At 68.9% G+C, this 7,182-nt stretch carries 5 protein-coding genes and 1 pseudogene; 1 reads left to right on the top strand and 5 read right to left on the bottom strand.

The genetic code is table 11. The annotated features are described in order from the left end of the window. Positions 1-1,102: 1,102 nt before the first annotated feature. From ACWCP8_RS38280 to ACWCP8_RS38260, 5 genes are all read right to left on the bottom strand, one after another. On the bottom strand, positions 1,103-1,318 hold the full coding sequence (locus ACWCP8_RS38280) for a hypothetical protein (protein WP_352265351.1): 216 nt from the start codon (positions 1,316-1,318) through the stop codon (positions 1,103-1,105). A gap of 822 nt (positions 1,319-2,140) precedes the next feature. After that, complete coding sequence (locus ACWCP8_RS38275; RefSeq protein WP_451121034.1) at positions 2,141-3,292, bottom strand: tyrosine-type recombinase/integrase; 1,152 nt, start codon at positions 3,290-3,292, stop codon at positions 2,141-2,143. Continuing rightward, on the bottom strand, positions 3,292-3,480 hold the full coding sequence (locus ACWCP8_RS38270) for a helix-turn-helix domain-containing protein (RefSeq protein ID WP_451121032.1): 189 nt from the start codon (positions 3,478-3,480) through the stop codon (positions 3,292-3,294). Before ACWCP8_RS38270 ends, ACWCP8_RS38275 begins: the two co-directional genes overlap by 1 nt. Further along, the gene (locus ACWCP8_RS38265) at positions 3,477-3,611 is read right to left on the bottom strand and encodes a hypothetical protein (protein ID WP_451121030.1); all 135 of its coding nucleotides are present in this window, start codon (positions 3,609-3,611) and stop codon (positions 3,477-3,479) included. Before ACWCP8_RS38265 ends, ACWCP8_RS38270 begins: the two co-directional genes overlap by 4 nt. A gap of 460 nt (positions 3,612-4,071) precedes the next feature. Next, complete coding sequence (locus ACWCP8_RS38260; protein WP_352265343.1) at positions 4,072-5,571, bottom strand: glycosyltransferase family 39 protein; 1,500 nt, start codon at positions 5,569-5,571, stop codon at positions 4,072-4,074. Between the two features lie 747 nt (positions 5,572-6,318). On the opposite strand from ACWCP8_RS38260, the pseudogene ACWCP8_RS38255 reads away from it, so the two are divergent. Then, positions 6,319-7,158, top strand: a pseudogene (locus ACWCP8_RS38255) (IS982 family transposase); the annotation flags it as partial. Between the last annotated feature and the right edge of the window lie 24 nt (positions 7,159-7,182).

Below are 7,182 nucleotides of genomic sequence, written 5' to 3'. Positions count from 1 at the left end.
GGATCCGGCGTCCTTGTGGCTTCCGATCCTTCCGGATCTCGAACGTCATCGCACCCCTTGAGCTGGGGTGTTGTGACGACCACTAGAACGGAAGGGATGGTCCGGGGCGTTTTGACGGCAACGACCCACAGCTGGCAAGCAGGCGACCGCTACGCGATACGGGTTGACTGACACCCGAATCCTTCGGCACCACAACACGCTTCGGCCGATGGACGACGGCCACGGCGTCCTTGCCGCGTCCGCGCTCGGGTAAGCCCGCTCCCGGAGCCGATCGCAAATGATGGACACCGCCTCCCGGGGCAGGCACCGAACGCGCACAAGGCGGGGACCCAATCCTCAACGCCCGCACGCCGGTCGATCAGCGAGTTGTCGAGGTCGAAAAGTGCCGGCACGCAGCGAAACCACGGGGCAGGCCATCCGTCACGCACTACAGCCTCGAGGCCGCTGGCATTCGACGCGGGACCCGGACAGCCGGGTCACAGACCACAGACTTTCCCTACGTTCATCGAGCAGCGCGAGCGCCTGTCGAGGGTCAGGCACCGTCGCGGGGTCCAGCTCCTCTTCCACCCCACTGGACCTGGGGGGGAGGGTTCTGGGGCAGAAGCCCGGCGTCGACCGCGTAGCCGAGCGCGTTGTGGAAGATCGCTCGCTTCCTGCGAATGGTCGAAGCGGATGCCGTGGCGCGCCGCGACCACAGCCACGGCGGCCATGAGTCCGGCCAGCGGCAGGAACGCTGTGAACCGGTGGGGGATCAGGACTTGGTCGACCAGGTTCTTGAAGGGCCACACCGAAGCGACTTCACCCGCGGACCCCGCGATGAGGAGGACGACACTCGCGGCGAGCCGGTACCGGTCGGGGCGTGCCCACGGCCAGAAGCGGCGGAACGCGTCGGCCGAAGACACGGCCGCCGCAAGGGGCACTGGACTGTCCTCGGCTGCCGGGGCCACGGGCTTGATGTGAGCCGAGTCGGCGTGTGTCGCGTCCGCCAAGCAGGGTCACCTTCTCGGGGAGGGAGCCGGGTGGGGGCATGCGGCGGAAGGGGGGCGACGGACGGGACGCGCCGTCGCCCCCCGATGACGATCCTCGGGTGAGGCGGCGATGCTTAGTAGCCGCCGCCGTAGCCGCCGCCATAGCCGCCGCCGTAGCCGCCGCCGTAGCCGCCGCCATAGCCGCCGCCGTAGCCGCCACGGCCGCCGTAGCCGCCACGGCCGCCACGGCCGCCACGTCCGCCGTAGCCGCCACGTCCGCCGTAGCCGCCACGGCCACCGCGGCCACCACCTCGGCCACCGCGGCCGTTGAAGATCGAGAAAGCGCTCATGACGTACCTCCTGTGTGACTGGATGTGCCGGAAGGACTTCGCAGCCCATTGGTTGCCTGAGATCGGCCTCAACGGCACCGAAGACATTCATGCAGCTGGGGTGGGACCCCTTGGGCAATCCGGCGTGGACTGGGGTGATCGATCAGAACCCTCTATGAACGTACCTAGATCAGCCTAAGAGTGCTCGTTCACGCACAGACAGTGACAGCCGTCGTGTGGGTGTGTGACACCTCGGCGGATGTCTCCCGAGGGCGGTAGAGAAGCGACCCAGTTCGCGGCGCCGCCACACGGTTGCCGAACCTGCCTTTGAGGCTGTCAGATGAATGCCTGACGTGAACTCAGTAGCCCTTCGCCAAATACAGACTGACGCCACATCATGTGTCGTCGGACGGGATGCGCCGTTGACCGCCGCCCGCTATGGGACCGCGCTCGGGCAGCATCGGAGCGGGGTGCCACGACCCTCGGGCAGCATCGGAGCGGGGTGCCACGACCCTCGGGCACGTGATCGGAATGGTCGGGAATCGCGGCAGCCATTCAGGTGACGTGACCACCTGAAGAACTCTGTCGCCGGAGGACATCGAGACCGCTGGTCTGACTGCAGTCTTTGACGGCAACACCGGTGCACCCTGCCGTACCAGGAAAGTCGATGCCGGACGCTGCGCAGGACGCTAGCGAGCCGCATACCCGGCCCTTGGGCCGCCGGAAGGAACTCCTAAAGCGGGTGTCGCAGGTTCGAATCCTGCCGGGGGCACCAGGCAAAAGGTCCCGGACCGATCATGGTCCGGGGCCTTTGACATCAGTTTTTGACATCAACGAGGACGGTCACTCACGGCCGGGGCGCCTCTTGAGCAGCCGGTCCATGTGGCTGATGGCCTCGCGCTGCGTGTCGTGAACGACGTGCGTGTAGACGTCCATGGTGATGCTGATCTGGCTGTGCCCGAGGATCGCCATGACGACGCGGGGCGCGACCCCGGCCGCGGTGAGGAGCGTCGCGCAGCCGTGCCGGGCATCGTGCAGCCGGACGACGCGGAGGCCGGCGGCGTCGGCTACGCGGGTGAAGGAGCGGTACACGTTGCGCGGCTCGACCGGGCGACCGGTGCGGGTAGTGAAGACGTGGCCGTTCTCGTCCCAGGACTCCCCCGCACGCTGCTTCGCGGCCGCCTGGCGCATCCGATGCCGGCGCAGCGGCGGGATGCACATCGCCGGGAGCGGCAGGGCACGATGGCGGCGGTTCTTGGTCTCGTCGTCGTAGAGGACTCCGCGTCGCCGCTGGGTCTGCTGCCGGACGTAGATCACGCGGTTGTCCAGGTCGATATCGGTCCAGCGGAGACCGACGATCTCGCCCCGGCGGAGGCCCATGGCGATGGCGAGCACGAAGGCCGCGTACAGCGGGTCCTTACGGGCGGCAGCGAGGAAGTCCAGGGTCTCGTCGAGTGTCCAGGGGCTCAGCTCCCGGGACTTGGCACGCGGCGGTTCGACGAGGGCGGCCACGTTCCGGGTCACCAGTTCCTCCCGGCAGGCGGCGCTGAGAGCCGTGCGCAGCACGCGGTGAGACTCCTTGGCGGTGGCCGCGGTCGTCTTGTTCTCCAGCTGGACGATGAAGCGCCGGACATCGGCGACGCCGAGGGATTCCAGCCGCTTCGAGCCCAACACCGGCACGAGGTGGAGCCGCACGTGAGCTTCGTACTTGTCGTACGTACTCAGCTTGCGCCGGGGCTTGACGATGTTGTCCAGCCAGTACGGCAGCCACTCGGAGAGCCGGGCCGAGCGAGTGGGGACGGGTACGCCCTGGTCGACCTTGGCGAGCAGGTCCCGGCGCTTGGCATCGCACTCGGCCCAGGTCTTGCCGTAGGCGAACTTGCGGGCACGGGTGCCGTCCGGCTGAAGGACGTAGACAGCAGCCTGATAGCGGCCGTCCTTGCGCTTGGTGATCGTGCCCGCGCCGTTGGGGTTGGGCTTGCGCTGGGAAGGCATCAGGCGGCCTCCTCGATCTCGTGGACGATGAAGTCCCGCACGGCGTCGGTGGGGATGCGCCGGGACCGGCCGATGGTGATCGAGGTCAGTCGGCGCGAACGGATCAGGTCGTAGACCGTGGAACGTCCGAGCTTGAGCCGCGCCATGACCTCGGGCACGGTCAGCAGTTCGGCAGTGGCTGTGGTCATGCTGCGGCTCCTTCCATGTCGGGTGTGATGGAGGCGGCGAGCCATTCCTCGCCGCGGGTGAGTCCGGTTCCGGCGAAGTTCCAGTGGGAGAGGACGAGGGTGGTGTCGTCACTGTCCGGATCGGCCGGCATGGGGGTTTGGTCACCGTGGGCGATGGCGGCTCCAAGGGTTCAAGGCCCGCGCACGGCGCGAGCGCGCGCCGCCTCTGCGGCGCGCTGCGTGCATGCGGGCGGAAGCGAGAACGTCATCCGCGGGCCAAAGACATGCCTCCGGCGGGGGCGCTCAGACTCTGGGATGGAGGGGGCGCCGTGCGCGAGTGCCGGCCGGTTCGTGGTGAGCGTGGTGGGCTCCCGTCCCGTCCGCCATCGACCCAGGCAGAGCCGAGCAGACGCGGCCCATGGCGTCCAGGTCGTTCGTACAGTGGCGCGCTCCACCTGGACGCCATGAACCACGCCCGCTCCACGGTGTGTGGGTCGACGGCGGACGGGATGGAAGCTGGGGAGAGTGGTGGGTGAACGGGCTGGCTCAAAGGCCGCTTCGCATCTTGGGGCGATCACCAGTCGGACAGCCCCGCCTCATGAAAGCGTGCGGCTAGCTGGTGCCGACCAGCAGGGACACCGTGAGGCCGGTGGGGCGCGCTTCTTCGGACACCTTGTAGTGGGCCTGCAGCGCCGCCGTCTGGGTGGGGGGCAGCCCTTGCAGCGGATCCGGCGCGTTCCCCTCCACCACCACCCAGATCCGCTTCTCGCCCCGCAGGCACCGGGCCGGCTCGGGGCATTCGGTCGCCGCCAGGTCGTTGCGCCGGATCGGTGACTCGGAGAGGAAGACGTCGCGCAGCTTCAGGTCGCGGGGAAGGTAGTAGCTGACGCCCAGCGAGAGGGCCTCCTCCTGGACCCGGTTGTAGACGATCGCGTCGCCGGAAGCGTAGCCCTGCTGGATGGTTCGTGCGGCCGCGGCGAAGTCGGGGCCGCCCGACCAGTAGTGCGCGAGCGGCTCGCGCATGGATTTCTGGTCCGAGAGCGTGAGCAGGGTGAGGACCGCGAGGACCGACGCGCTCACCCGCCGGGACCGTGCCCCGGTGGCAAGCCCGGCCCCGGCCAGCATCGCGAGCGCCGGCAGGGTGAACAGCATGTAGCGGAAGTAGAAGTACGAGATGTGTCCGTGGGACACCGCCCAGATCAGCAGGACGGGCGCCACGGCCGACACGGTGCAGAAGACGACGGCGTCGCGGCGCGCCTGGCAGGCGACGAGGGCCAGCACGAGCACCGTCCCCGCGCACAGGCCGGAGTAGAACAGCTGGGACCAGATGTCGATCAGGCCCCACGACCCCGGCTTGGCGATCCACCAGATCTGCCGCGCGGTCTGCGCCCTGCCCAGCACCACGACCGGGACCAGCCAGACGACGCCGCCCAGGACCGCGCAGCCGAAGCCGAGCCAGGTCCGGCGCTCGCGCCGGGCCCGCATGGCCACCAGGACCAGATGCCCGATCAGGCACGTCAACGCGATCAAGTGGAACAGTCCGACGGCCGTCAGGGCGAGCGCGTAACCCGCCCATCGCCACGGGCTGCCGGGACGGTCCAGGGCCCTCAGCAGCAGCAGCGCGGACAGGATCACGGCCAGCATCACCAGGGCATAGGGGCGGGCCTCGTGGGCGAAGCGGCTCACGCCCGGAATCAGGGCGAACAGCAGACCGGCGGCCAGTCCCGCGCGGTGGCCGAACAGCCGCTGTCCGACCAGCGCGACACAGCAGGCGGCACCGGTCATGGCCAGCGCTGAGGGCATGCGCAGGGCGAGGGCCGAGTCACCGAAGACGCTCGTCCAGGCGTGCAGGATCAGGTAGTACGTGCCCAGTACCCCGTCCACCCGCTGCACCGTGGCCAGCACCTGGCCGACGCTGCGGCCGGACATGTCCCAGCTCGTCAACTCGTCGCGGCCGAGTAGCGGTTCGCCGATCCGGTACATCGCCAGGACGAGAGTGGCCATCGCCGGCCACCACCACAGACGGACCGCTGTCGCCTTCCGGTCGCCGTGCTGTGCTTCGCGGGCCGGATCGTCGTCCGTGCGCGGGGCGGTAGGGGAGAGAGTTGCCATGGTGAAAGCCATAGCGGCGCGGCGACGCAGGCGTCCGCCGTGACCCGCCCGTTGTGGGCGGCTTCCCCTGTTCGGCCCTGGGGTGTCACGGAACCGGGCCCACGGGGAGACCGTCCCCGCCGGTTCTTACGGCGGGACTCTCGGCGTCAGCCAGTGAGTGACCGTGCTCAGGACGGCCAGGAGTTCGTGGCCCGGGTGGCCCCCGACGGCCCCACCGGCGGCTTCTTCGGCGCGGCAGGGCCCCCTGCCCTGGTGAACCCGGCGAGGGGGTGCCTCGCGTACGACTGCGGATGGCACCCCCTTCCTGGCGCCCGGGGCCACTGTCAGTGGGGCCTCGTAGACCGTCTGACCAGGCGAGCAGACCTCAGTGACCGTCGCGCCCATAGTTCGCATCGAGGGGACAGGTCGGCGGGAGTGCCTTGACTCAGTCATTGAATCCTGAAGTGGCTGCTGCCATGCAGGTCAGTCGCCTGTTGGTATCGAACCGGCCCAGCCTCTTCTGAGCGCTTGGTCGTAGGTTCGAGTCCTGCCGGGGGCGCCGAAGCCGGGCAGAAACGGCCGGCGGGAGCGGATCGCCGTACCGACGCCGTCACGGATGCGGGAGCGTGAGCGGACCATCGCGGGGAATGGGCCGAGGGGGAGCAGCTGCTGCCGCGATCTGGCTGAGCCTGTCGAGAGCGCTCCGCTAGTTGATCGATTCCAAGGCATTGGCTGCGCGCATGGGACGAGGGCGTCCAACGTCAGTGTGTGAAGACAGAGTTGGGCACCCTCGCGACCGCACTCCATGTGAAGACCGACGACCTGCTGAAGGCATCTCCACATCTCGCGCCATGGCGGCCGGCCGTGGGGATCCCGCCGCGGCTCACCGACGCCGAGTTGGTCACACTGACGATGCTGCAGGCCATGCTCGGCTTCACCTCCGAGGCCAGGTGGCTCCGTCATGCCCGTTCCCACCTGCGACATCTCTTCCCGTACCTGCCCAAGCAGCCCGGCTACAACAAGCGTCTGCGCAAGGGCCCCGGACTGCTTCGACGGGTCACCCGGCTGCTGGCCACTGGCACCTCGGTGTGGAGTGACGACGTGTGGATCGTGGACTCCACGCCGGTAGGGTGTGGCCGTTCACGCGAGACCGTCAAGCGCTCCGACCTGGCCGGATGGGCCGAGTACGGGTACTGCGCCAGTCACAGCCGCTTCTTCTGGGGCCTGCGGCTGCACCTCGTGTGCACCCTCCAGGGCCTGCCCGCCGCTTTCGCCCTGACCGGTGCCAGGGCCGATGAGCGAGAGACCCTGCTGGACCTGCTCGCAGCCGAACCCGGCCTCGTCGCCGACCGGCCCGCCCAGACACTGATCGGCGACAAGAACTACTTCGGCCGGGGCTTCGAACACGAACTGGCCGAGCAGGACATCCGGCTGCTGCGGCCGGCCCGCAAAGGAGAGCCGGAGCGGCCCGGAGCGCCCCTGTTCAAGCCATTGCGGCAGGTCATCGAGTCGGTCAATGAGACCTTCAAAGGCCAACTCGATCTCGAACAGCACCGAGGGCGCACGCCCGGCGGCGTCGTCGCCCGCGTCATACAGCGAATCCTGTCTGGCCAGTGCCGAAACCAGGCCCCT

This window comes from Streptomyces sp. NPDC002206 (genome assembly GCF_053593595.1).
Note: the sequence above shows the minus strand (reverse complement) of the source record. Positions and strands in the feature narration are given on the sequence as shown.

Bases quoted from the DNA above. Each gene is read 5' to 3' on its own strand.
- ACWCP8_RS38280 (WP_352265351.1), bottom strand. From the start codon at position 1,318: ATGAGCGCTTTCTCGATCTTCAACGGCCGCGGTGGCCGAGGTGGTGGC.
- ACWCP8_RS38275 (WP_451121034.1), bottom strand. From the start codon at position 3,292: ATGCCTTCCCAGCGCAAGCCCAACCCCAACGGCGCGGGCACGATCACC.
- ACWCP8_RS38270 (WP_451121032.1), bottom strand. From the start codon at position 3,480: ATGACCACAGCCACTGCCGAACTGCTGACCGTGCCCGAGGTCATGGCG.
- ACWCP8_RS38265 (WP_451121030.1), bottom strand. From the start codon at position 3,611: ATGCCGGCCGATCCGGACAGTGACGACACCACCCTCGTCCTCTCCCAC.
- ACWCP8_RS38260 (WP_352265343.1), bottom strand. From the start codon at position 5,571: ATGGCAACTCTCTCCCCTACCGCCCCGCGCACGGACGACGATCCGGCC.